Genomic DNA, 25,724 nt, shown 5'->3' with positions numbered 1-25,724 from the left:
CAACCATTATTCGGACTCCCATGAAAAAACTTGCAATTCTATCTTCCATCATAGCCCTCTGTTCAACCGCGGTTTCTTTTGCCATGGACGATAAAGGTTGGGCATCCACCTACGAATCCCTTGCCGCATTCGACAGCAAGATTCCTTTATATGGTAACCGTCCCGGCTATGTAAAGCCTATTATTGCAAACCTGGGTAATGTGCTGAATAGCAACTGGTTCGTCAGCGCAGAAGTCGCCAATAGCTTTTCCTTTGAAGCAGGTCTTCCCTTCTCCATCATTCCCATTGGAGATGACGACCGCGTATTTAACGATCCTGTGTACGGCGGAGCAGAAGTCCCCACCATTTTCGGCGAAAACCACAACATGACCCAGCCTTACGATGGCCGCATCTATGGTAACGAAACCCTGAATGGTCTTGGCGTGTTTACCTATCCCTATTTGCAGGTTGCCGCCAGCATGTTCCATGCCCGTGCCGTACTTCGCTGGATGATGCTTCCCGCTATCAGCGAACTTCGTGGCTTTAGCGAATTCGGTTTCGGACTTCAGTACAGCTTCGGTCATTTATTCCAGTACATGCTTCCTCCTGCCGCTCAGGGCTTGAACGTCAGCCTTGGCTTTGGTTATAACACCAGCAGCATTAGCTACCAGCCAGAAGATTACAAGGGCCAACTGGATCTGGATGTTTCCACCCTGAACATTTCCTTGATTTTAGGTTATAAGCCTATCAAGACTGTTGAAATCATGATGTCCCTGGGTTACCAGTCTGCAGAAATGGCTTCCGGCGGCAAGCTCACCTGCATGGCCAAGGATAAGCTTACCGGTGGTCCCGGCGCTTATTATGGACAGGTCATCAGCCCCGATTTGACAATCGAAGGTAACAACGGTTTCCGTTTTGGTCTTGAAGTCGCATTCCATCTGGGCGCATCCTTCAACCCTGTGGTTGGCTTCGATTATGCAGGCAAGTCCAGCTACACCACCAACATTCTTTACTTCAAGCAGCAGTTCGGCACTGACAAGACTCCTGACGAAATCGCCAAGGAAAAGGGTTACGATCGTAACGCCAAGTCCGAGCCCGCTGCAGAAAACAAGAACGAAAACGTTCGTGCAAGGGCTCAAGAATCCTACGACGAACCGGATATGAATACGGAAGAACCGGAAACCGAACCGGCAGAAGAATCTGAAGAAGAATAACAACCTAAAGAAGGCATCAAAATGATCACATTCCTGATTGGCGTCGCAATCCTGATCGGCGGCTACTTTACTTACGGAAAGTTCGTAGAACATGTGTTCGGCCCCGATGATCGCAAGACCCCCGCTACCGAAAATCCCGACGGCGTGGACCGCCTGGTTCTTCCCCACTGGAAGAACATGCTGATCCAGCTTCTGAATATCGCGGGTATCGGTCCTGTGATCGGTGTGATTCTCGGCATTAAGTTTGGTGCCATCGTCTTCATCCTTCTCCCGCTGGGAAACGTTTTGGGCGGCGCCGTCCATGACTACTTCAGCGGAATGGTGAGCATGCGTAACAACGGTTACAATGTTCCGGCACTTTCCAGAAAGTTCCTAGGCAAGGGTCCTTCCAAAATTGTCATGACATTGATTTCCGTGGCATTGATCCTGGTAGGCGCCGTATTTACCAATACTCCGGCTCAGCTCATCAACACCCCCATCCTGGTTGGTAACGCAGTTTCTCCCACCCTTTTCTGGGTTGCAGTAGCCTGCATTTTCGTCTACTACTTCCTGAGCACCTTCTTCCCCATCGATAAGATCATCGGTCGTATCTACCCCATCTTTGGCGGCCTTCTGATTGTTGCATCCATCGCCATCCTGATTGGAATCGCCCCCAACCTGAATGTTCTTACCGAAATCAACTTCAGCGACTTTGGCAGTAACTTCACGCAGCATCCGGCTCACCAGCCTATTCTTCCCATGCTGTTCGTCACCATTGCGTGCGGAATCATTAGCGGTTTCCATAGCACCCAGAGTCCTCTGGTGGCCCGTACTGAATTTACCGAAAAGACCGGCCGTCAAACTTTCTACGGCATGATGATCCTGGAAGGCCTTATCGGAATGATCTGGGCTGCAGGCGGCATGTACATCTACCACAAGTTCCCGGAACTCATTACTGGCGCAAGCGGCGTAAAAGTTCTGAGCACTTTGGTCAATGACGTTCTTCCCTTCGCACCGATTTCTGTCCTGGTGGTGGTAGGCGTGATCGTCCTTGCCATCACTAGCGGCGATACCAGTCTCCGTAGCCTTCGTTTGACCATCGCCGAACTGTTCGGCATCGACCAGGCATCTACCAAGAATCGCCTGCTCCTAACCGTTCCCATGTTCGCCATCTGCCTTGCCATTATCTTCTGGAGCAACCTGGACAAGGAAGGTTTCAACATCCTGTGGAATTACTTCAGCTGGAGCAACCAGCTCATGGCCGTATGTAGCCTCTGCGTTACAGCAGTCTATCTCCGCAGCAAGTGCAAGAATTTCTGGATCGCTCTTCTGCCCTGCATGTTCATGACCTTCATTACCGCAGATTACATTCTGTGGGTAAGCCCCACCAACCTGAAGGGCGCTCCCGTAGGCTTCGGTCTGGACTACAATACCGCTAGGGCCCTGGCAATATTCATCGCAATCGCCTTGGGCGTTTGGCTTGTAAAGCGCGGCAAGAAACTGACCACCATGTCAGACTTCGATCCCGACAAGTGGAACGCAGAACTTGACGTAAAGAATCAGTACAAGCCGAAATAAGGCTTACCACATTTATGGATATTCAGGGGACCGTAAAATCCATCACATTCCACAGTCCGCAGAATGGTTTTACCGTTTTGCGCCTTACGGATGCAGAGTCCAAGAAAGTGGTAGTGGTGACGGGTACCCTCCCCCAACTAAATGTGGGAGAAAGCGTAAAGTTCACAGGAGATTGGGGAAGTCATCCCAAGTTCGGGCGACAATTCAAGTGTACCAGTTTTGAACTCGTTGCCACAGCCGATGACAGCGACGTCGTAACCTTCCTGGGTAGCGGCATCTGTCCGGGTGTTGGTCCCAAGACCGCCCAGAACATTTACGACATCTTTGGCGAAAGCACCTTCGACATTTTGGACAATCATCCGGAGCAGTTCCTGGAACAAAAGATTAAGGGACTCCCGAAATCCAAGGCCATGATTTTTTTAGCACGTTGGCAGGAAGTACGTCATAGCCGCGAGACCATGATGTTCTTATATAGCCACGACATCGTAGGTAGTGTGGCCAAGAAAATCTGGATGAAGTTCGGTCAGGGAACTATAGAGAAAATTCATGAAAATCCTTACATGCTATGCGAGGAAATTTTCGGCATCGGGTTCCTTAAGGCCGACGAAATCGCCATGAAAGTGGGAATCCCCAAAGATAGTCCCATGCGACTGCAGGAAGCCTTATTGTACACCCTGCAGGAAGCGGCCATGAGCGAAGGCCACACGTACCTGCCCAAGGACAATCTGATTGGCCGTACCTTAAAGAACTTGCGCATTGACTACAGCGATGACGATTCCATCAATTCGTTGCTGGACCTTTTTGAGGATGCTTGCGCCACGGGACGCATCAAGCGGATTGACGACGATTGCTTTTTCCCGCCCCTGTATCGTGCAGAAGAAAAAATCGCAAACGATCTTCTTTGCCGCATCAACAACCAGGATGAATTCATCAGTCCCGAATACATCAATCGTGAATTGATTGACTGGGAACGGGACCATAAGTTTGCCTTCGACCCTATCCAGCGGGAAGCAATCACGAAGGCACTTTCCCATAAGGTGTTTATCATTACGGGCGGTCCTGGCACTGGTAAGACCACCATCCTGAAAGGCATCCTCCATCTGGCGCGGAAAATGGGCGAAAGCATTTTGCTTGCCGCCCCCACGGGACGCGCCGCCAAGCGCATGGGTGACTGCTGTGGCGAAAAGGCAAGCACTATCCATAGGCTTCTGGAAGTGGATCCTGTTTCCCGAAAGTTCGTGAAGAACTCCGAGAACCAACTGCAGTGCAAACTCCTGATCGTGGACGAATTCAGTATGGTGGACACCTGGCTGGCATCGTCCCTGCTGGAAGCCGTTGGCGAAAGCACCCGCATTGTATTTGTGGGGGACGCAGACCAGCTGCCCAGTGTCGGGCCAGGGAACGTCCTGAACGATCTTCTCCGCAGTCCAAACATTCCAAGCGTCCGCCTGCAGCACATTTTCCGTCAGGCCGGCGACAACGATATTGCCGCAAAATCCGCCCAGATTAACAAGGGCATTACGCCATCCCCGCTGGATGGTCCCAACTTTCACTTTATGCCCTTCGAAACACCTGAGGAATGCAAGGCCCTCCTTGAGGAGCTCATTGCAAGAGGCATCAAGAGCAAGCTGGACATTAATCTCATCGAACAAATGCAGGTCCTTGTCCCCATGCGGAAAGGCCCTCTGGGAATTTTCGAACTGAACCCGTTCCTGCAAACGCTGCTGAACCCAAGCGCTCCTCGCCACAAAATGCAAGGTGTGGAATGGAGCAACGGGGATCGCGTCATGCAAATCAAGAACAACTACGAAAAGAACGTGTTCAACGGGGACGTAGGCATCATCTGGCGCATTGACGCCGCCAACAAGAAGATTACGGTTTTCTTTGATGACAAGACCGTAGATTACGAAGAGGATGAACTGGAGGAACTGACCCTCGCCTACGCCTGCACCATCCACAAGAGCCAGGGTAGCGAATATCCCGCAGTAGTCGTGGTCCTGGATTCTAGCCACTCCATCATGCTGCAACGCAACCTAATCTACACCGCCATCACCCGCGCCAAAGGACACGTGTGGATTCTTTCTGCCCCTGGAGCCTTCCACCAGGCAGTCCGCAACGTCCGAAGCACCCGCCGTTTTACGAGACTCACCGAAAGACTTTCCTAAAATTCTACACTTTATCTCATGATGGAAAAAGACAACAACAATCTTGAGATGAGTTTTCCCGTAGAAACTCCGCGGAAAAAATCCTGCAAGCCAAAGGATTCTTCTCCCCAGGATAAAGCAAGCCTCGTTGCCATACTTTCCATCATCATGGGAACCTTAGGCGTTCACGATTTCTTCTGCGGCAACAATCGTAACGGCATCATCAAACTGGTTTGCACCTTTTTGGGCATTACAGCGTTCATATCCGTCATTTGGAACCTAATCGATCTATACAAAATCGGCAACGGAACCTACACAACCCAAAACGGCATAAACCTCGCGCCCTGCCCCTGGTGTAAGAAAGTGGGCCTTGTCATGGCGGCGGTCAACATCGCTGTTTTTTCCATCTTTCTTACTCAACTTTTAAGATTCCTGAAAGTCTTCTAGGATCGTTTATACAAAACAGATCCTACGCATTCAATATGCAAAAAAAAGACCCGCAACATTCATCGCGAGCCTTTTAAATTTTTGAGATTTCCTCGAACCTGTTAATTACAGGTCTACAACCTCGGTCCAGCCGAACGGGTCTTCAGCTTCACCGAACTGGATAGCAGTGTACTTGGTGAAGAGTTCGGTGCAGACAGGGCCCGGATTCTTGCCATCGCCGTAGGTGAATTCCTTGCCGGCAACGGGGTCCACGATTTTCTTGATCGGGGTGATCACAGCTGCGGTACCGCATTCTGCAGTTTCAGAGAATTCAGCCAGTTCTTCGAAAGCCACCGGACGCTTTTCAACAGTGTAGCCCAGGTATTCGGCCAGTTGCTGCAAGCTCTTGTTGGTGATGGACGGCAAAATAGATTCGGACTTCGGGGTAATGTAGGACTTGCCCTTGATACCGAAGAAGTTTGCCGGACCGCATTCGTCGATGTACTTCTTTTCCTTGGCATCCAGATAGATGGTGCTGGAGTAGCCCAGCTTCTTGGCTTCGGCAAGAGACTGGAGGGAAGCAGCGTAGTTACCGCCAACCTTCACAGTACCGGTACCCTGAGGAGCGGCACGGTCGTAGTTACGGCTGATCATCATGTCAACAGGCTTGAAACCATCCTTGAAGTAGGGGCCAACCGGGCAGACGAACATCATGAACAGGTATTCGTCAGAAGGCTTCACGCCAACTTCTGCACCAGTACCGATGAGGAGCGGGCGAATGTAAAGAGTTGCACCATGGCCATAGGGCGGAACGAAGCGAGCGTTGAGCTTGGTTACCAGGTGAGCCATTTCGCGGAAAAGTTCGATAGGCGGAACAGCCATGAGAACGCGGTTTGCAGTGCTCTGCATGCGCTTTGCATTTTCGTCAACGCGGAACAGACGGACCTTGCCATCCTTGCCAGTGTAAGCCTTCAGGCCTTCGAAACCTTCCTGACCGTAGTGGAGGCAGGTAGCGGCCATGTGAATGCTGATGTTCTTGTCGGAGGAAACTTCAATCTTGCCCCACTGACCATTGCGGTAGTAGCAACGAACGTTGTAATCGGTGTCGGAGTAACCGAAGGGGAGAGTCTTCCAATCGACATTATTCAAATCAATCTGCATATTTGCGACCTTTTATAAGGCGTCACAAGGCGCCAGAGTTAAAAATTTCTGCTTGAAATTTATAAAAAACAGACGTAAAAAATTCAAATTCGTTTATTTTTTGAGGGCTGATACACCCTAAAAGGCAACTGAAGCTTACACGCCTATTCAAATTGGGAGACAATATCCAAGGAGCCACCTCGGCCATACTGATCCATATAGGTCAACTTCCACTGGACAGGATTTTCAGGGACCTTGTCAGAAATGTTGATTAGGCGATAGGAAAACACCTTTGCATCTTCGGGGATTTTCCAGCCTTCACAAAGTCCAGCCAGCACAGCCGTTTTATAGGATGTCGACACAACGCCGCAGCCAAAATCATTAATCTCTGCTGTAATCGCTTGGTTGGAGATATCAAGTCCTCTATCTGGAGCATATTTCAGTTCACTGTAATATCCTACCATGAGTTTGTTGTAAGAAGACTTTTCATCTTGACCGGCCTCATAAATGTGCGCCTTTACGGCGTCCAACTCTTCCTTCGGGAATAAAGCCGAATAGTATTCCCGAGAATCTCCACGCCCCTTGATTCCTTGGCCATCGCGATAAAGTACAATTCCTTCAGGCAATCCATCCGCCTGCAATAGATAATTTCCTTCAAAATGAAATAAAGTTGAGCATGGCTCGGCAGGTAAAACAGAGAGTTGTTCCAAGATGCCATCCCTATCAAACTCGGGAATGTCAGCAAACGGAATGAATGTAGTAAGTGCACTATCGCCAAAGTTTATATCCACCAGTCGCGTAATATTTGTACTGGCGCGAAAATACACACTGTCGGCACCATCCTTAGCAATTGCGGGAACGGCAAGAATGCCGAAACTATACGGGAGATGAATTAGACCACCTTCAGTGGGAACACAGGACCTTTGCATACAACTAAACTTTCCATCCATTTCGACATTACATTCGTAACCATCGAAATAGCCTGTATCTAAGGACATGTCTGCGCGGGGATACAGGAATCGATAAATGGTCTGGCGAGTAGAGTCCTCCGTATCTTCACGCAACTGGACGAAGCTGCTGGATGAATTCGCTACAGGCTCAAGGTTCGATGACGACGAAAGGGCCACACTGCAACTGGATTCTTCGACTTCGGCGGAGCCTTCGCTCAGAATGACGCTAGAGGAACTGCCGGAACCCTCATCCGTAGTGCTGGAGCCATTATCGCCTCCGCAAGCAACTAGTGTCAACGCGACAATAAACATTGCAGCAAATTTTTTCAAACCATTTCGCACATTTCTTTGATCATTCACTTTCATCGTTTTTACCTTAACAAACACAGTATTTCAATCGGGCAACCACCCTACTGAATGGGTCCATCCTTCACGCAGCGGGCGTAATCATATCTGTATTTGGATTCCTTGGGCTGAATACCTCTATGATATGTAAATTTCCGCGAACTCGCATAATCCATGGGGTGATAGTCAATTCCAAATACCACAGCGCTGTCCGCACCATATTCGGTAGAGCTCCACCAATTCACAACTCCACCAAACCTCTCAACCAAATTCATGGGATATTCATTCGCTCTTACACCACGCAAAGTATCCAGCATGGATTCCCATTCTTTATCTGAGGGAATTCGCCATCCTTTCGGGCAGAAATTTTCATCCATGACTTCATTCCAAAAATACCTGGAAGAGTCCGTTTTGAAATTTTCGCTCATCCAGTAAAGGCCCGCAATTTTCAGGGCACGAAATTCACGGTTGTCGGAGGAATCCACTAGGACCAACTCGTTCAGTTTCCAACTTGCAGAATCGCAGATGTACTCGTATATTTCGCCGGCTTTGACTTCACCGTTGTTTTCGGCCTTACACAACCCATATTCTTTTTCAACATCCTTAGGCAAGCGCCAATCACCTCTATCGCAAACATACATGGAGCCATCGGCACTATCCGTTATTGAACGATAATCAGAGCTGTCACATTCCAAGCCGTAGGTAGCCACTTGAAGTGCCGAGGCAGAGACCCAATTTATTTCGCTGTAATAACCAGGTCTTCTATCAGTGCATATAAAATATCTTGGCGATTCACTTAGGGAATCCTGGTTGCGTTTCACGACGTTTTCGAAATCCCTGTTGCATGGCCCAACACCATAGTCATCCTGCCAAAATTTATAAATCGTCTCCCTGAACTTTACCCACGAAATTTTAAAATTAGAGTAAGGTTTCTCATTAAGGTAAAACATTTTTAGTGGTGACGGCATAATAACATCATCATCCAAATAATCAAAGGACATTTCGTAGGCGCAATCGGCAAACGATGTCGTCATATCCCCGAAATTACCATCGGCCTTATAGATTGCCAAAAGGGAATCAACCTTTGCAGAATCATGGACACAATAGTAAGCCATTGCGGAAATTGCCTCAAGCCCCGACTCGCCTAATTCAGACGAACAGGAACCCACCACACTACTACTGGATTCTTCGCTGCCGCTCAGAATGACGTTAGAGGAACTGCTAGATTCCCGGTCGGAGCCGGGAATGACGCTGGAGGAGCAACTGTCCTTGACTTCGCTAGAGGAAGAACTTTCATCGCTACTGGCGCTGGAACCATTATCACCTCCGCAGGCAATAAGCATTGTTGCCACGATCAACAGCATAGCGAGCTGAGTGACACGCGGTTTTGCGCTCAGAATAGTTCGCAGGCGGCCTATATTCATATGTTCTCCTAATTTATTCCCTTTATCTCAAAATAAATATAGTCAAATACGCAAATTGTCATAATCTGACTTTTGCAATTTGTATATTTATCCCAGCCGGAAACGCCGGTTTTTATTACATCCCCCGACAGGGGCCCGCGAGTTTCCTCGCATCATGGGAAATGCGTTCCTCGGAGTTTCCGATGGAAAATCAACCGGAAAAAGCGCCTGAAAAAGGCGAAATCATCGCCTACCATGCCGATGGCGAATTGCATCTTGATGTCCGTCTCGAAAACGAAACCGTCTGGCTGACGCAGGCTCAAATGGCGGAGTTATTTCAAAAAAATCAATCCGTCATTGCCAGACATATTCAAAATGCTTTTAAAGAAAAAGAAATTGAAAAAGAAAGTAATATGCAAATTTTGCATAATACCCTCTCAAAATTTAAACCGACTACTATTTACTCACTGGATGTCATTATTTCCGTAGGATACCGGGTAAAATCTATTCAAGGAACTTATTTTCGTCGCTGGGCAAACCAAGTCCTGAAAAACCACCTTCTCAAAGGCTACAGTATCAACCAACGTTTGATGCTATCCGAGCAACGTATTGACCAGCAACTAGTCAATCACGAGAAACATCTACAATCTCACGACAATCGGCTAGACGTCTCTGAAAATCGCCTTGACGCTCTCGAAAAGCAAGTAGATTTCTTTGTCAAGCTAAACACGCCTCCCACAGAAGGCGCAATTCCTGCGAAATCCTGGTGGAGCGGCTACGAATTCGCAGCCCAACTCGTCCGTTCAGCAAAACAAGAAATCATAATCATCGATCCCTATGCAGACGACAGAACTCTCCGACTCCTGGCAAAAAAGTCTGCAGGAGTAAAGGGATTTGTCTATTCTGCACGAGTCACCCGCACAATGAAAGAAGAAGAGAATCTATTAAATCGTCAAAACCCCACCGTACAAGTCCTGAATATTCGAGATGTTCACGACCGTTTTATCATCGTCGACGACATAGTCTATCACGTAGGAGCATCCATAAAGGATTTGGGCAACAAGTTGACCGCATTTTCTGTTTTAGAATTTTTGACGAAAGAGCAATTGCTAAATCTGATTAGTTCCCCGCCTATTTTTCCAGGCCGATGAGATAGACTGGGTAGCTCATGGCCATCAGGTACAGCCCAAGCAAAATGTACATGACGATTCCAAAAACGTAGAGTTTTGGATACTGGGCCTTGGTGATCCAGCCGCGGCCACGAACTGCCTTACGTTTGACAAAGTAAGGGACCAGCAGAAATTCGATTAGGAAACCTAGTATCAGAGGAATCAAAAACATTGTGAGCTCCAGTACACAAACTAGATTTTCATTGCGATTTGAGTCAAAAAAAAGAATCCTGCACACCTTACAGATCCACACTTTACTTACAATATTTGAAAATTACAGGGTTTAAGGCAAACCTCTACGGATTTATAACGGATTTTTGGGTTTAAATAACGTTTTCGTATGTGTGCCGAACCTTGCGAGGTGGGTCAAAAAAAACTATCTTGCGGCAGGTTTGCCGCATTTAGCTCGCCTCGGTCATGTCAACAAATTCTTTGTTGCCGCGACGCTCGGCTTATGCTAAATTTGACCCTCGGTTTAAACAAATTTTTCAACAGGAAACGAAAAATGAACTACAATCCTCTCGCAGTTGCCTTGAACGCCGAACTTTCCGCAAACGGCTGCAAGGTCCTCGATATGCTCTCTGAACAGGGCAAGGCCATTTTCTTCCCCCGCAAGGGTATTCTTGGCCAGGGTGCAGAAGCTAAGGGCTCCGACATCAACGCTACCATCGGTACCGCTCTCGAAGACGACGGTTCTCCGCTGGTTCTGGATTGCGTTCTCAAGTCCCTGAACCTCCCCAAGAACTCCTTCCTCTACGCCCCCAGCTTCGGTAATCCGGACCTGCGTAAGGCATGGAAGGAACAGGTCATCAAGAAGAACCCCACCCTCGCTTCCAAGAACTTCTCCAACCCGGTGGTCACCTGCGCTCTGACCCACGCTATCAGCTGCGCCGGTTACATGTTCCTGGACGCTGGTGACGAAGTCATCATTCCGGACCTGTACTGGGATAACTACGAACTGGTCTTCGAAAACGCTCGCGGCGCAAAGATCAAGACGTTCAACACCTTCAAGAACGGCGGTTTCGATACCGAAGCCCTCAAGGCAGCCCTTGCAGCTGGCAAGAGCGACAAGAAGGTTGTTCTCCTGAACTTCCCCAACAACCCCACCGGTTACACCGCCACCGAAACCGAAGCTGTGGAAATCGCTAAGATCCTCACCGAATGTGCCGCTGCCGGCAACAAGGTCGTGGCCCTCATGGACGACGCCTATTTCGGCCTGGTTTACGAAGATGGTGTAACTCGCGAATCCCTCTTTACAAAAATTGTCGACGCCCACGAAAACTTGCTGGCTGTGAAGCTGGACGGCCCCACCAAGGAAGACTACGTTTGGGGCTTCCGCGTTGGTTTCATGAGCTTCGGCTTCAAGGGTGCTACCGAAGCACAGCTGAAGGCTCTGGAAGACAAGGCCGCCGGTACCGTCCGTGGCAACATCTCCAACGGTCCGTCCATTTCCCAGAAGATTTTGCTGGCCGCCTACCAGTCTGCCGAATACGATTCCCAGAAGGCTGAAAAGTACGCTACCCTCAAGAAGCGCTACGACATCATCAAGGATATCCTGGCTTCCCATCCGGAATATGCAGAATCCTTCGAAGCCATGCCCTTCAACAGCGGTTACTTCATGTGCGTCAAGCCCAAGGGTGTGGACGCCGAAGAACTCCGCCAGAAGCTCATCAAGGATTACAGCACCGGCACCATCATGCTGAGCGGCCTTATCCGTCTGGCCTTCTCCGCAGTGCCCACCGAAAAGCTGGCCAAGCTCTTCGACAACATCTACAAGGCTGTTAAGGAACTGCAGAAGTAATTAGAAGTAGGAAGTAGACAGTAGGAAGTAGGCAGTTTTGCTGCAGAAACCTACTGGCACAAAATTTGCAACAAGTCTTTTGCAACGAGTCTTAAAGACAAAAACAAATTCTACTTTTTATGAAAATGAATAATAGTCGGAGTCAGAGATTTAGAACTCACTTCTAACTTCCTACTGACTACCGTCTACTACCCCCTGGAGGATCAATGTCCGACAACGCAATACTGAACTACAACGGAAAGAGTTTCGAACTCCCCGTCTGTGAAGGTACTGAGAACGAACACGGTCTCGACATCAGCAAGCTCCGCAAGGAATCTGGCCTTGTAACGCTTGACTACGGTTACCTGAATACTGGTAGCACCAAGAGCTCCATCACCTACGTGAATGGTGAACAGGGCATCTTGCGCTATCGCGGTTACGCCATCGAAGACTTGGCTGAAAAGGCTACCTTCCCTGAAACAGCATGGTTGCTGGTTTACGGCGAACTGCCCACATCCCAGCAGCTTTCCCACTTCCGTACTCTCCTGACCGAAAACGCACTCCTCCACGAAAACCTGCTGAGTTTCTTCCGTCAGATGCCGCCTAACGCACATCCTATGGGTATCCTCAGTTCCATCGTGAACGCTGTGGGTCTTTTCACCCCCCGCTTCTACGACGATGAAAACATTGCCAGCGCATTCGAACTGACCACTGCAGGCTTGATTTCCAAGATTCGTACCATCGCCGCTTTCGCTTACAAGGCAAGCATCGGTGAACCGTTCGTCTACCCGGAAGCAGAACGCAGTTACTGCAGTAACTTCCTGAACATGATGTTCAGCAGTAAGGCTCGCCCTTACCACCCGGATCCGATTATGGAAAAGGCTCTGAACACCTTGCTCATCGTTCATGCGGACCACGAACAGAACTGCTCCACTTCTACAGTCCGTATGGTGGGCAGCTCCCAGGCAAACCTTTACGCATCTATCTGTGCAGGCATTTGCGCCCTGTGGGGACCTCTCCACGGTGGAGCAAACCAGGCTGTGCTGGAAACCCTGCTCCGCATCCAGCAGAGCGGCATGACCATCGATCAGGTCATGGCAAAGGCAAAGGACAAGAACGACCCGTTCCGTCTCTCTGGTTTCGGTCATCGCGTCTACAAGAGCTACGACCCCCGCGCCAAGGTGCTGAAGAAGCTCATGTATCAGGTTTTTGAACGCGAACACGTTCACGACCCGCTGCTTGACATTGCCCTGAAGCTTGAAGAAGCCGCCCTGAAGGACGAATACTTCATCGAACGTAAGCTCTACCCCAACGTGGATTTCTACTCCGGTATCCTCTACCGCGCCATGGGCATCCCCACCGAAATGCTTACCGTGATGTTTGCCATCGGTCGTTTGCCGGGTTGGATTGCTCACTGGAAGGAAATGCACGACGATCCCAACTCCAAGATCAATCGTCCTCGTCAGATTTACACTGGCGAAAACCTGAGACCCTGGGTTGATAGGGACAAGAGATAATCGCGCAGCGATCAAGCGTTAAGCAAAAACCTCGCAGCTCTACTGCGAGGTTTTCTTTTTGATTTTCATTTTATACAAGCAGAAAGTTCCCGCTTGTATTTAAAACAAGAGCCATTACCTCAGGCGGCGCAAGCCCTTGGGCATAGGCACTTCGGTGCCGTCTTCCTGCAAGAGGAAGATGTTGTCCAGGCTGATGTAGCCCACGCCGCTATGACGGGCGCGGAAATTGATGGTCTTGATCTTTGTAGGATCCAGCTGAGGAATGGTTTTGCCCCAACCTTCCTGAGTCATGTTCTCCCAGATGAGGGTGTCGCGGACCCAGCTGCCGTGAGTATTGCGGAGGCGAACCATGAACTCGTCGTAGTCCTTCACCTGATCGCTCTGCACCTGAACTTCGATGTAGCCATCGGGATTGTTGTGGTTGGTGGCGTAATCAAACACCACACCTACAGACTGTTTGATTTCCTGGGGAACAACGTAGTAGGCGCCAGAGTAGTTGGGCCAGCCAAGAGTAGGCGGTTGCTCAATGTGGAAATCATGACGGATAAAGCCACCATGGGGCGGATTTCCGTTAAAGACCTTGGCACCCATTTCTGTATTGCCTTCGCCCACCACCGGGAACCAATCCACGGCATCGACGCCGTTATCAAAGTTCTGCAAAACGCTTGTGGTTCGATAGGCGCCACGCACGCGGAACGGAATCTTCTGCACAGTCTTTTTACCGCCAAGGCCTGTAACCGTCAATTCAATTTCAGTACCCTTGGCTCCGGTACCCTGCACCACCACAGGCGTCGTCTTTGCATGTTCGGGTACAGGAACCTTCACATGGAAGCTTTCTACAGAGGCGTCCCACTTGCCGTCATCAGGCGTAACGTTCACAGTCATGGCACTACCCTTCTTTCCAAAGCCAGGAATCTTGAGAGTTGCGCCTGTCAGCTGACCATTCTGCTGCACGGCGGTCACAAACAGGTCCACCGTATCCCCCACCATCATCACCTTCTTTTCCAAGGCTGCGGCGAGAACCACAGGCGTTGCGGCGTTCTTTGCGGTGGCCTTGTCAGTCCCAACTGCGCGAGGATTAATTTGAGCCACTACGAGACCGAAAGGCGGAATGGTAATGTCGCGGGACTTTTCCGGATTCAGACGGCGTCCGCTGGGGCCCATCTTCGGATAGGGATAAGCGTTTTTCTGATCGCCCACCCACTTGAACTGTTCCTCGCCAAACACATCCACTTCGATGGCGGCCTTATCGGCTCCAGCGCCTACAGAAACGCGGTCGATTTGCACAACCTGCGCAACGTCAGACAGATTTGCCAAAAGAACACGAGCCGATTTATCCTTCGCCAAGGCATAAGCCACAACTTCAGAATTGGAACTTTCCACAGGAACCACAGCAAAGCCGTCTTCCAGGAACTGCTTGAAAGTCATATACACGCCATAGTATTCCGCAGTAGGCTCCAGAGATTTCCACTTGTTCCAGGAACCTTCCTTCAGAAGGGCAGTCATACTGATGGTACCCCAAGTATCGTCCGGGCTCTTGAAGAGGTTACCGAAAGCGTCCCAGGGCAGCACCTGCAAGCGGTCGCCAAAACGCACCGCATGCTGCGCAAAAATCATAGCCATGGCCGTTGCCTGGGGGTAATCCATCAACAGGCTGTAGCCCTGAACGTTGGTGCTGAATTCAGACAGGAACACACGGCGCTTTTCTTCGCCAGAAGCAGAAGGAACCTTGTCCACACCAGGCAAGTGGCGCTTCATCCAAACGTCCAGCGTATCCATATTGGGGCCCACATCCAGCATCGCCTTCAGCATGTCCTTGGCGTTGGCGCCATTGGGAGTCCAGTACGGATAATTGTGCAAGTCCACTGCATCCAGGTAGCGCTTGCCATCGGCGATTTCCGCCTCCCCCACAATGCGGAGGAATTCTTCCATCCAGTACTTTCCATCCAGAATGCCGGCGCCCTTCTGCATCATCTTGTGAGTACTGAGCAGCGGTCCATGCAAAATGATAGTGGGATCCACAGCCTTCATGGCGCGGGCGTATTCCAAATAGCGGGCCGCATAATGGCGGGCAGAAATGGGGCCAGATTCTTCCCATTCGCCGTCCAGTTCGTTACCGATTTCCCACTGCTTAATATTGTAACCCTTCACCTTGTTGGCGTAACGCACCCAGGCGGCAGCCTCCTTGGATGTGCCCGTACCCGCATTCACGCAAATCACAGCCTGGGCCGGCTTACCGTCGGCGGATTTCGGCAGCGTTCCCAGATACTTCATGAACTCTTCGAAATGCCAGGGAATGTTGGTCCAGTCGGTGCGGGCCTTGTCGCCATTGCGGGTGGACATGGCATACATCTTGTATTCGTTTCCGGCCAGCAAATCCTCGCCGTTGCTGAACATCTTCATCTCGCGAATCTGCACGCCCTTGCCCGGCAAGTCCTGCAACTTAAAGCGGATCGCCACATAACGAGTGCGCACGGACTTGCCCTTGTACATGGTCTCAGGGCCAGTCACCTTCACGCTGGCTTCCAGCTTCAAGTCGTTGGTCAGCGCCTGATGCACACCCGGATATTCCGCATAATCCGTAGTCCAGTATTCATACTGGAAAGCCTTGGGGCGCAAATCGCCCCAGCTAATCTGCAAGGAATCAATGTTCTTCTTTTCGGGGAATTCCACCACAACCCAGGGCGGATCGTTAGGGTCCAGAATCTCGCCCCACCACATGGTTTCCATCTTGCCGTCGGCCAAATGACTGCGACGCACAAAACCGTAATTGTCCTTGGTGGTGCCGCGGTAAATGGTTTCGCCCAAGAAACCCGGAGCATACTTGCCCTCTTCTTCCGTAGTGATCCAAAGGCCCGTGCTATCATACTTGCCAATACCATTCCAGTGGTAATCATTGCTCAAGCTGCCGTTAGGGAAGCGGAACAAAGTGTAACCGCCATCCACCAGGGCGTCGGTCATATCGTAATAACGGCTAGGCGGATTCCAGATGGCCAAATCCGCAGACATCATATTATTCTTGTTAATCACCACACCCGGCTTGGTATCATCCACCTTAATCACCGTCTGTGCCGCCTGGGCGGTACCCGCCAAACCAAGAGCAGCAATCATTGCCGCCGACAAAACAAATTTCTTTTTCATAAAACTTTTCGGATTTTAAATTTTCAGATTTTATAATAACAATCTAAAAATAAATTCTTTAATAAAATCCGAGAAGCCATTATTCGGCAGTTAAAGCAACAGAATTTTGTTCAATCATTTCATCCGATACAGAAGACTTTGCAATTTTTAACAGTTTTTCCTTCACAATTTCCGCCAACTTGAATTGAGCAATTTCGTTGCGACGGTAGTTCCGCATTGCGGATTTTACATCCAGCTGGATGCCAACGATTTTGTGGTAAGGTTTAGAATTGTCCATCCAGTCGCTAGAGGCTGTGCCCAGAAACTGCATTTTATACGGATCAAAGGGGATTTGATTCAAAATTTCAGGCTCGCGGCATTCGTAGCGATTTGCTTCGCAATTTTCGTAACAGTAGGGCAACAAGAACACATTGAAAATTTTGTTACCAATGCTTGCGCAGTCTTGGTAAGTCGCGCCATCCCGAAGATTCTCGTTACACAGTTTCTGTTCCACAAACTGACCGTACACAATCTGCTTGCTGATGGAACTTGATGAGGGAAGATTATCCCCAGTGTAGAATTTTGCGTCAACAATAAATATGTGGTCACCCTGCCACACGATTGTATCCGGACGCATAGCAAATTTCTGATCATCGGCGTTTCGTTCCTTGCCACCGATGTTCCAACCGCAATGAGGATTGTACATATCCTTCGTTTCTCCATCGCGAAGATTTCCAAAAATGCGATCCAGCATTTTTTCCCAAATGGGAGCGAAACTAGTTACACCAAAGCAATATTCACTGAGGGTTCCATTCACAGAATTTCCATGCAGAAATTCAACAATCGTTTGCATGGCGTTGAACAGCCTAAGTTTTCGGTCATTAAAAGTCTTAGAAACTTTCTCCATGAGAACTGCTGAAAACAATTCGTAGTCAAATTCAAGAGTCGGCTCCACAGACAATTCAATGCTGTAAAGAGGTCCAATCAACCTTTGCGCTTGTGCAACACAGAATTCATGGATTAAGGTCACCAGCTGATTTTCATTTTGGGAATTACAGCAAGAAATGGGGTCCAGATAAACAACTCCGTAACCATCATCGTTCTCGTAAACTTGAGGACGAATTTGCTTTATGGTACGGCTCCAGTTGATTTTTCCATGAACCCCCTGCTTATAGCTTTTCTCCGTTTCCTTGTACAGTCCGAAATTAAGATAATAATCCAGCACATACAAAAATTCTTGAAAAGGAAATTCCAGCAAGGCCTCAAATTCAGATGTAGCGGCGTAGTTTGAGTTTTCCGCATCGGCAATTAAACTTTGATCCGAAAGAACACTCATCAAACTTGAGAAAACTTCTCGCAGAACTTCATCTGGAGTTTTTGCAAAATCAGAAAAACATCCGTAGGGAAAATAAATCCGTGGTTTACCACCATCAAACTTTACACCTACGAATTGTTCATTCACTTTTTGCAAGTCGTCTTGACGACAGCAAAAATCGCTAAAACGAACTCCGTTCATTTTACAGTCCTAAAATTCCATCCTTGAATATTGCGGCAAAACCACCTTCTTCAAAGTTTTCAATCAATGATTCCACAGATTTGCAACTTTCGGCAAAGACTTCCTTGCGCTTGTACTTAAAGGCGTCATCCCAAAGATATTCCAGGACTTTTTCACCAAAAAGTTTTCTGGAAATTTCACGATACTTGTTGCCCGCATCATCCGTCTTTTCTTCGCCGATGATAAAGTAGGCGCCAAAGCGTTTGTCTTCGGAGCTGATCATGGAGGTATTCTTTTCAAGAATCAAATCATTGACTTTTTCCCAGAACACACCCCAAGTAATGTCAGTATTTTCAATTTTCGTTTCACGCTGAGCCTTGTGCTGTTCGCCATCCAATGTATTTTTAACAAGCTCCGAATCAAAGCGACGCTTAAAGGCATTGTCCAAAGTGAACACATTCTGGTCGGAAGTGTTCATGGTCGCATAAATGGAAAGATTGGGCGGGAGACGGATTGCCGTATTTGCGGTGAAAGTGATGTCGCAGCCATTGCAATCTTTTATCTTGACAGACTTGAAACATCTTGTAGAGGTCAAATCAGAGCTAGGGAATACACCAAGATGAATGCTTTCTCTATTCTCGTCGTCAATCTCATTTAGATATGCAGATTCGCTACGGATATAACCATTGATATCCACGTTATCAACGAAGTATTGACTCCAGCCTTTCTTGTAGGTATTTCCGCCAATGTTATCTTCATCATTATTCTTTAAACGATCAAGTAACTGGAAGACATCGCTAAAAATCGCAGCAGCATTGCCACGGTTAATTTCTTCAACTACGAGATAAAATTGCTGTTGCGGATTGAGATATGCACGACGAAGAATTTTTGTAAACGGCCCTGCATTGAATTTGTAATCTACACCCTTCCCATCTTCTCTCACGCAAGGCAATATCTGTCCGACAAAATCAGTGCTCTCGTACCCGGGATGGAATACAACTCGAATCTTATTGTACTCAGGAACGGTTTTGGTTATATCCTGAATCTTTTTACTCTTGCCACAGCCGGGAACTCCGTAGTAGATGACTTGGGAAGGAGTGAAGGAAGAAACGTTTTTGACTGATTTTGAATTTACAGAAGTTTCACTTTCATTCAAGAAATCAACTATATCAGGAGTATGCCTTATAACTCTATCTAGCGAATCCGATTCAATCAATTTCCCTTGAGAATCATAAACATCAAATTTATCATCCGATGTTGGAACGCATAGCTTTTTGTATCGCACTAGGAAGAGGTTCTCGCTCTGTTAATTTTTTCCACCCATCTATGATTTCTTTTGAAACATGAGATTCTGTTAGAATTATATATTCTGCTTTTTTCCATGATGCAGAATCTCGATTGTTTACCTGCTGAGCAAGAAAACTTGAGCCATTTACTATACTATAAGTGTTTGGATAAGTCTCTGCCTTTGTTTCTCGAACCCCAAGTTTTTTTAGCAGAAGGGAAATTTCATAGGCAGTCATTACGCACCCCACTTCTTCAAATTATTTTTGCCTTGAGGTTCTGGAGAACTTGCTCCAAGTGGGAATCCCATGAGATATTCTGCGTTTTTGGGCGCGGGCCTATCAAACACTTTCTTGAAGTTTCTACAACCCTGATGTTTCATCATGGATGGTGCAGAATAATTTGCCATCGTAGTCGGGGTATGAACCAATCCCATCTCATCACCAAAAGTTTCCTTAATCCATGTTTTCTGAATTTCAAAAACTTTTGCTATTTCTTCATCGGAAACAACTTCTGTATAGTTACCATTTTCTATATGTCGATTTACAAGAATCCTAAAAGCAGATGCAGCTACAAAAGGAGACTGAGCATTGCCAACACCTTTTAATTGTTCGCGACGATCCGTTGTTGCAACTTCATTCCCAAGTTGATCAGGATTTTTGTTCCAATACTTTCCCTTGAAAACGGGTAAGGAAAGAATATGTTCTTTAATATGATCAAACACTTCATCGTCTTTTACAGCTAAAAGCCAAAAACGATTTCTCTGATGATCTGCACCTAAATCAGAACAACTCAGTCTACAGAATTTGACTTTATACCCAACAGATTCCAAATCCGTTTTCGCTTTACTTATTGCTCGCAAAACAACATTCTCACCAAATACTACAGGCGCATCAGATTCCTTTACGAACCTGAACATTTCGTCCCAAAGATTTTTTTCGGCAATATTTTTTCCGTGCGCTGCGGTACTGAATGCTTGGCACGGGAAGCCTCCACAAAGGACATCAAACTTTCCTTTAAAATCTTTGCCGTTTAAGGAACGAAGATCTCCATAAATTTCAAATTCATTCATCCAGCCATCTTTTTGGCGTTGCTTCAAAACCGTCTGACAAAACTCACTGATTTCAACACCAGCGCAACATTGATGTCCAAGAAGTTCACCTCCGTAAATTCCTCCGCCTATACCTGCGAATAAATGAAATTCCTGAATGGACTTTGCATTTGCGTCATTCTTGGACTTAGCCATGTATCTCGTTCCTCGAGTTGAAGGTGAACGAGTTCACCCTCAGTCGGGAGCAAGAAACCGCGATGTCAAAACAAGCAAAGAAAACGCTCGCAAACGCACGTGTGGATACACGCACGAATTCCCCGGGCACCGAGTGAATACAGTACGCCCAGGGTACAGCATGGCCTATGCAACCATAGATCAACGAACGTTTGTCTTATTTCGTGTTCAGAAAGTGTCGAAGTTTCAGGTGCGAATAAGAGCAAACCCAGCAAGAGCCGTTCTTATTGCGAAACTTCCACACGATATCAATGAAAAAAGGCGTGAGGCTGAATGCGCTTACTCACCTGAGGCCTTCGACTGCCCTGAACAAATAAACGCAAACAACCCACGCCCCAAAAGCGTGCCGTAAAAACGGCAGCTGGTGCAAGATGCACCAAAAAGGGTCGTTTGCGTACAGGCAGATCTATTAAATATGCATATAGCAAAACGATGCCGCCAAGCATAGCCCGGTAGCAAGCGTGAGCGTCGCCTTATTCCCTGTTCAGAAATTGTCGAAGTTTCGGGTGAGGAACAAGAGCAAAACTCTTTATGTACACGGGGAATATAGATAATCCGACATGTCAGTAGGTGTCACTCAAATTTTTTCGGCGCACCTATTGCCCATTTTTATAAAATTAGTTATATTTTGTTCACTAGAACATTTGTGCATTAAATTTGTGTTTTTATATCCAGCTTGTAACACAAAGGAGTAAATATGGAAGAGAGAAACGAAATCATCGTGTATCAGCCCGAGGGCGGCGAATTTCACATTGAAGTGCGTTTGGATAAAGATACTGTATGGCTAAATCGCCAACAAATGGCAGTTCTATTCGGTAGAGATGTCAAAACAATAGGAAAGCATATCAATAACGCCTTGAAGGAAGAATTGCGAGGGCTTCCAACTGTCGCAAATTTTGCGACAGTTCAAGAAGAAGGCGGGAGAAAAGTCTCAAGAAATGTTGAGCACTACACTCTTGACATGATTTTATCTGTAGGCTACCGGGTTAAATCGCAAAATGGCATTTTATTTCGCCAATGGGCCAACCAGGTTCTCAAGGAACATCTTCTGCGCGGAGCAAGCGTAAATCAACGCTTTATGCTGACGGAAGAACGAGTTGACAGGCAACTGATTAATCACGAAAAACGTTTGGACGAGCTTGACTCAAAAGGCGTGGAAACGAGCACTCGCCTAGCCACTCTCGAAAAGCAGGTGGACTTTTTCGTCAAGGCAAACCTGCCTCCCAGTGAGGGCATCCTGAATGCAAAATCCTGGTGGAGTGGGTATGAATTTGCCTGCCAGCTGGTGCGTTCCGCAAAGGAAGAAATCATCGTCATCGATCCTTTTGCAGACGATGTCGCACTCTCACTTGTTGCCAAGAAGTCTGCGGGTGTAAATGCGTTTGTCTATTCCGGCCATGTAAACCGACATCTGCGAGAGGAAGAAGAACGACTGAATCGTCAATTCCCAACCGTAAAACTCGAAGGCATGCAGAATGTTCATGACAGGTTCATCATCGTGGACGAGACCGTTTATCACATCGGTTCATCCTTCAACGAACTTGGGAAAAAACTGACCGCATTCTCCGTGCTGAATTTTGTTTCAAAGCAGCAACTGCTGGAAATGGTGTCGCAGGCGTCCGGGAAAAAGAACAACTAAAGTTTTAAAGGGGTCGAATTCGACCCCTATTAATGGAAACTATAAAGATATTGCGTTTGTAATAAATATAGCGAATTCGCCATATTTAAAGTGGTCGAATTTGACAACTTTATGAAGATTTATCGCAATGTTACTGATTTCCGTTATATTAACAAATTCTTGACGCGTTCTAAAATCACGTTAAACCCATTGAATTCGAGGGGTTTAAATGGGTCTTAATCAATTGTAACACAAGATAGGAAGCAATCATTTCTTTGAAGTTAAGAATCACAAAACCTCTTCATCAAGGGCTTTTTTGATCATCTTGCTTTTAGGAAACTTTTCTGCATATTCCTGAATACGCCACAGCTCAAGAGAATTGACCAGCCCACGATACTTCAGCAAGATTTCCTTATACAGATCGTATGGCATGGTGTTCTTATTACGCAGCAATTCGATTAACATCCGTTCGCGATCATAGATTCTGAACTCGTAGCCATCAACAGACTGCGTCTGGGCTCCTAGTTCCAGCAAATCATCACGAACATAAATTTGAAACACGCGGGGGTCCGAGATTTTCGCAGCCTTTGACTTTGTCGCCATACTGTACTTTTCCGGAATCACATCGGTAAACCCGTGATAATAAAACGCATACTCCCCTGCAATAATCGCATTGGGATACTTCGCAGAAATCAAGGCAATCTCGGGGACATTCGGCTCTGCAGCATAAACGCCCTCCTCAACTTTAAAGAGCGAACCTGTTTCGACAGCCCTTTGCACCTGATACTGGCTACCACACTCTCTTAGGCATGCACTATACGTTTTTACAACTTTATATTCGTTCGCCATATTTTTCTCTACGCGTTCAAAATATAAACGAAAACCTTAGCTCCGTCAATACATTTGTCGGTAAAAGTTAAATTTTTACCGATATTTAGAAAACTCATAAAATGCAACTTGTCGGAATTTCCAACAAGTTCATGTTAGAAAAAATATCGAACGAGAACAGTCTCGTTGTGTAAGATTCCGTTTTTTACGTTGTTGCAAAGCGTTTAGAAATTCTCAACGAAACATTTGAGGTTCCACCCTCCATATTTTCACAACCTATGGATTTAGCGTATTTTCATAAGAGGTGATTATTGAAACATTGGGTGCGAATATGAATAAGAAAATCTTTCTTGCGGCAACGCTTGTGTCCGTTTCGTCCATGGTAATGTCATGCGGAGACGATGATTCCGTAAACAAGAACCTTGATGACGACCCCACTCTGGAACAGCCCAGCGACTCACTTGACCAGGAACTACCTGGAGATGATTCCGGTGATATTACTAATCCGGAACAGCCCAAGGATTCCCTCAATCCTATTCAGCCTAAGGACAGCGTCTCTCAAGAGCAGCCAAGCGACCCTCTCGACAAGGATGATGGCATAAAGAACGTGGCGAAGTACGATATCGCTCTCACTATTGAAGATATCATCGTGGACTGGTTTGGCGGCGGCGGCGAAAAGGACACAACTAACAATAGCTTTACCTACAAGCAATACGCCAACAACTATTGGGATATTCACGATCTGGATACGGACGTTTTCACAAAGGTTGAGATAGCTTTTACCAAGGCCGTCGAATACGACAATATTGACGTAATCGCAACCTACAGCGACGAAACCAAGACAACGGAAAGAATCTCTAGCGGTGCAAAAAGTTTTGCGTTGACCTTTGAACCGGGCAAAACTCTCGTTAGCTTGGCACTGGTCGTAAGCCCCAACACACCTAGTGATGCAGCGACCATTAATTTCGGTAAAATCATTATCCGCGCAAAGGACTCTGACGGCACAGTAAGCAAGATGCCAGTGAAGTCCCCAAAACTGGGCGTGGGCAATGGCAACCCTATTCTGGATTTCCAGTACTGCGCAGACCCGACCGCCATTGAACACAAGGGACGCCTCTATGTGTATGGAACCAATGACCATCAGCAGTACGAAGAAGGCGTCAGCAATACTTACGAGAAGATCAAAACTTTGGTAATGATGTCCACCGACGATATGGTCAACTGGACTTACCACGGGTTGATTCCTGTCGGCGAGGTGGCTCCCTGGATTATGGCTTCATGGGCACCAAGCATCATCAGCAAGGAACAGGCCGATGGCAGCACCCTCTTCTCCCTCTATTTCTCCAATAGCGGTTTTGGCACCGGTGTTATCCAGGCAAAGTCTCCGGTAGGCCCGTGGACATCTCCTTTGAGCAAGAGCCTTATCGATGGCGACCATCCTGTTGTAAAGGGCAGCGGCTCCATATTTGACCCAGGTGCAGTAATTGACGACAATGGTGATGGATGGCTTTCGTTTGGTAATGGTCAAGGCTGGATCGCCAAGCTCAAACCAGATCTGCACTCTCTCGATGGGGATCCGGTCAAGCTTCCGTCCCCGTTCCATTTCGAGGCTAATGAGCTCAATTATATTAACGGCAAGTACGTGTACACCTTCAACAACAACTGGGATGACCATACGCCCTGGGATTGGGGTGGCGAGGCGCCAACTGCCTGCAGCATGAATTACTTTACCAGCACCGAGCCGCTGAATCCCGATTCCTGGACCTACGGCGGAAACTACTTCAAGAACATGGGTGAAAATGGCATGACCTACGGCAACAACCACACCCATCTCCATAAGTATCAGGACAAGTGGTATCTGTTCTATCAGGCAGCAATTCTTGAGGCTTCCATCGGTTCCCATGGCGGTTTCCGCAGCATCTTGGTTGACGAAATCGAGGTGGACGAAGCAAAGGTTGTCATCAAGGAAGCTAAGCCGACTTACAAGGGCGTAAAGGCTATCAAGAATCTTGACCCCTATATTGTGCAGCAGGCATCAACAGCTGCGGCTACCTTGGGCATTCGCTACGTACAGACAGAGGAACCGGGCCACATGGTGGCTACAATCGGTACTCCCAGCAAGGACGGTCCCGCACCTACAGAAGGCATCATCGAAGTTCGTAATGTAAATTTCAGCAGTGCAAAAACTCTGAAGGCTTTGGTGAAGGGCAAGGGTTCTGTAACTCTCCGTCTTGATAAACGGGATGGTGCAAACGTTGCCACAGTCAACAGTTCTGCAAGCGACTGGCAGGAACTGGAAGCAAAGTGCAGTGGCATAACAAGCGGCGTTCACACCGTCTACTTGATAATCAAGGGTGATGTGCAGTTCGATACCTGGCAGTTCGCGAACTAGTTGCTCAAAATTTCCTACAGATTCTGGTAGAATAAGAAAAGAGTAATTTGCATTTTTTGCAAATTACTCTTTTTTAAT

Annotated in this window: 19 protein-coding genes; 9 read left to right on the top strand and 10 right to left on the bottom strand. The window is 47.6% G+C overall.

The genetic code is table 11. The features are described 5' to 3' along the window. Positions 1-20 precede the first annotated feature (20 nt). The 4 genes from BGX12_RS11790 to BGX12_RS11775 are packed head-to-tail and all read left to right on the top strand — an operon-like array spanning position 21 to position 5,341. Positions 21-1,193, top strand: coding sequence for a DUF6588 family protein (locus BGX12_RS11790; RefSeq protein ID WP_109736258.1), 1,173 nt, complete (start codon positions 21-23; stop codon positions 1,191-1,193). Between the two features lie 21 nt (positions 1,194-1,214). After that, positions 1,215-2,750 (top strand): carbon starvation protein A, encoded by a 1,536-nt coding sequence (locus tag BGX12_RS11785; RefSeq protein ID WP_109736257.1) that lies wholly within the window; start codon positions 1,215-1,217, stop codon positions 2,748-2,750. Between the two features lie 14 nt (positions 2,751-2,764). Further along, positions 2,765-4,915, top strand: a complete 2,151-nt coding sequence (locus BGX12_RS11780; RefSeq protein WP_109736256.1) for an ATP-dependent RecD-like DNA helicase — start codon at positions 2,765-2,767, stop codon at positions 4,913-4,915. Between the two features lie 18 nt (positions 4,916-4,933). Beyond that, entirely contained in the window at positions 4,934-5,341 is a 408-nt protein-coding gene (locus BGX12_RS11775; protein ID WP_109736255.1) for an NINE protein, read from the top strand. 105 nt (positions 5,342-5,446) lie between these two features. On the opposite strand, the gene BGX12_RS11770 is transcribed toward BGX12_RS11775, so the two are convergent. The 3 genes from BGX12_RS11770 to BGX12_RS11760 all read right to left on the bottom strand — a co-directional run bounded on the left by BGX12_RS11770 (position 5,447) and on the right by BGX12_RS11760 (position 9,179). After that, entirely contained in the window at positions 5,447-6,469 is a 1,023-nt protein-coding gene (locus BGX12_RS11770) for a branched-chain amino acid aminotransferase (RefSeq protein WP_109736267.1), read from the bottom strand. A gap of 155 nt (positions 6,470-6,624) precedes the next feature. Then, positions 6,625-7,722 carry a hypothetical protein gene (locus tag BGX12_RS11765; RefSeq protein ID WP_146196325.1) on the bottom strand — a complete coding sequence of 366 codons (1,098 nt, stop codon included), beginning with the start codon at positions 7,720-7,722 and terminating at the stop codon, positions 6,625-6,627. 98 nt (positions 7,723-7,820) lie between these two features. Then, on the bottom strand, positions 7,821-9,179 hold the full coding sequence (locus tag BGX12_RS11760) for a hypothetical protein (protein ID WP_109736253.1): 1,359 nt from the start codon (positions 9,177-9,179) through the stop codon (positions 7,821-7,823). A gap of 182 nt (positions 9,180-9,361) precedes the next feature. Between BGX12_RS11760 and rhuM (BGX12_RS11755) the strand changes: the two genes are divergently transcribed. Next, positions 9,362-10,309, top strand: coding sequence for a RhuM family protein (gene rhuM / locus BGX12_RS11755; RefSeq protein WP_199220768.1), 948 nt, complete (start codon positions 9,362-9,364; stop codon positions 10,307-10,309). Here the strand turns inward: rhuM (BGX12_RS11755) and BGX12_RS11750 are convergent. Beyond that, positions 10,290-10,499, bottom strand: a complete 210-nt coding sequence (locus tag BGX12_RS11750) for a hypothetical protein (RefSeq protein WP_109736251.1) — start codon at positions 10,497-10,499, stop codon at positions 10,290-10,292. The genes rhuM (BGX12_RS11755) and BGX12_RS11750 overlap by 20 nt on opposite strands. Before the next feature lie 333 nt (positions 10,500-10,832). On the opposite strand from BGX12_RS11750, the gene BGX12_RS11745 reads away from it, so the two are divergent. Both BGX12_RS11745 and BGX12_RS11740 read left to right on the top strand, forming a co-directional pair. Further along, the gene (locus BGX12_RS11745) at positions 10,833-12,128 is read left to right on the top strand and encodes an aminotransferase class I/II-fold pyridoxal phosphate-dependent enzyme (RefSeq protein ID WP_109736250.1); all 1,296 of its coding nucleotides are present in this window, start codon (positions 10,833-10,835) and stop codon (positions 12,126-12,128) included. Positions 12,129-12,334: 206 nt separating this feature from the next. Beyond that, complete coding sequence (locus tag BGX12_RS11740; RefSeq protein ID WP_109736249.1) at positions 12,335-13,624, top strand: citrate synthase; 1,290 nt, start codon at positions 12,335-12,337, stop codon at positions 13,622-13,624. A 114-nt stretch (positions 13,625-13,738) separates the two neighbouring features. Here BGX12_RS11740 and BGX12_RS11735 read toward each other — a convergent pair whose 3' ends face one another. The 5 genes from BGX12_RS11735 to BGX12_RS11715 all read right to left on the bottom strand — a co-directional run bounded on the left by BGX12_RS11735 (position 13,739) and on the right by BGX12_RS11715 (position 20,769). Further along, the gene (locus BGX12_RS11735; protein WP_109736248.1) at positions 13,739-16,765 is read right to left on the bottom strand and encodes a discoidin domain-containing protein; all 3,027 of its coding nucleotides are present in this window, start codon (positions 16,763-16,765) and stop codon (positions 13,739-13,741) included. A 79-nt stretch (positions 16,766-16,844) separates the two neighbouring features. Further along, on the bottom strand, positions 16,845-18,206 hold the full coding sequence (locus tag BGX12_RS11730) for an LlaJI family restriction endonuclease (protein WP_158278238.1): 1,362 nt from the start codon (positions 18,204-18,206) through the stop codon (positions 16,845-16,847). Positions 18,207-18,261: 55 nt separating this feature from the next. Continuing rightward, positions 18,262-19,395 carry an AAA family ATPase gene (locus BGX12_RS11725; protein WP_158278237.1) on the bottom strand — a complete coding sequence of 378 codons (1,134 nt, stop codon included), beginning with the start codon at positions 19,393-19,395 and terminating at the stop codon, positions 18,262-18,264. 91 nt (positions 19,396-19,486) lie between these two features. Beyond that, positions 19,487-19,762, bottom strand: a complete 276-nt coding sequence (locus tag BGX12_RS11720; RefSeq protein WP_109736245.1) for a hypothetical protein — start codon at positions 19,760-19,762, stop codon at positions 19,487-19,489. Next, the gene (locus BGX12_RS11715) at positions 19,762-20,769 is read right to left on the bottom strand and encodes a DNA cytosine methyltransferase (RefSeq protein WP_109736244.1); all 1,008 of its coding nucleotides are present in this window, start codon (positions 20,767-20,769) and stop codon (positions 19,762-19,764) included. The genes BGX12_RS11720 and BGX12_RS11715 overlap by 1 nt, the downstream gene beginning before the upstream one ends. 736 nt (positions 20,770-21,505) lie before the next feature. Between BGX12_RS11715 and rhuM (BGX12_RS11710) the strand changes: the two genes are divergently transcribed. After that, positions 21,506-22,447, top strand: a complete 942-nt coding sequence (gene rhuM, locus BGX12_RS11710) for a RhuM family protein (RefSeq protein ID WP_109736243.1) — start codon at positions 21,506-21,508, stop codon at positions 22,445-22,447. Positions 22,448-22,714: 267 nt separating this feature from the next. On the opposite strand, the gene BGX12_RS11705 is transcribed toward rhuM (BGX12_RS11710), so the two are convergent. Then, complete coding sequence (locus BGX12_RS11705; RefSeq protein ID WP_109736242.1) at positions 22,715-23,275, bottom strand: hypothetical protein; 561 nt, start codon at positions 23,273-23,275, stop codon at positions 22,715-22,717. 310 nt (positions 23,276-23,585) lie between these two features. On the opposite strand from BGX12_RS11705, the gene BGX12_RS11700 reads away from it, so the two are divergent. Then, complete coding sequence (locus tag BGX12_RS11700; RefSeq protein ID WP_109736241.1) at positions 23,586-25,646, top strand: glycoside hydrolase family 43 protein; 2,061 nt, start codon at positions 23,586-23,588, stop codon at positions 25,644-25,646. The last annotated feature ends 78 nt before the right edge of the window (positions 25,647-25,724 follow it).

It is taken from the genome of Fibrobacter sp. UWR4, assembly GCF_003149045.1.
Taxonomy (GTDB): Bacteria; Fibrobacterota; Fibrobacteria; order Fibrobacterales; family Fibrobacteraceae; genus Fibrobacter.
Note: the sequence above shows the minus strand (reverse complement) of the source record. Positions and strands in the feature narration are given on the sequence as shown.